The sequence below is a fragment of the Leptospira ryugenii genome, from assembly GCF_003114855.1.
GTDB lineage: Bacteria > Spirochaetota > Leptospiria > Leptospirales > Leptospiraceae > Leptospira_A > Leptospira_A ryugenii.
Map to the genome: position 1 here is coordinate 1 of NZ_BFBB01000024.1, position 664 is coordinate 664.

Genomic DNA, 664 nt, shown 5'->3' on the forward strand with positions numbered 1-664 from the left:
CACAATGACATAGACTGCGACCCCAATGTCCATGGGCCCTACTGCGAGTATGCCTTCCGAGGGAACTGGAACCAAGAAGGGGATGATTTTAAGCACTTTGGGCTATGGAGGTTAGGCACTTTAGACACTTTTTTTATGGATACTGTCTCGTATGCTCTCGTGTATACGGTGCGGGATGACAATGAGATCGCTCACAGGAACTATTGGGATTCCGTGCGCACTTCCATGAACAGACAAATCAGTGACTATGAGATGAAAATCATACCCGCGATTGCCAACTGGGAGACCCAAGCGAGTAATTACAGCAAGGCCTATGCAGAGTGGAAGGTGCAAGCCAACATAGCCAAGGCCCAGGCAAAGGTGGATTATGATGCCGCCATGGCCGAATTGAAGGCAAATGAGAGTAGGTGGATGGCCAAAGCTAGGGAAGAGTATGCAAGTGGCCTAGCCTCTTGGGAAGAGATGTCACAAAATGTCCTCCAATCAGAAACAAGAGAACAATTTGAGTTGGCAAACAAAAGTATCTCCACCCAGGCGAACACATTGTTCGCAAGCAATTGGCAAACAGGTGCCTCACAAACAGTCAGTAGTTATAGCCAAACCATCGCAAGCCTCACAGAGCGAGAGTTCACTGTGACCCAGACGGCCCAAAACCCACCCAACC

The 664-nt window shown here is 49.1% G+C and carries 1 protein-coding gene; it reads left to right on the forward strand.

What is annotated here, in order from left to right:
- Positions 1 to 664, forward strand: a 664-nt coding sequence (locus DI060_RS18830; RefSeq protein ID WP_135355112.1) for a TIGR04388 family protein, incomplete at both ends; no start/stop codon positions are given.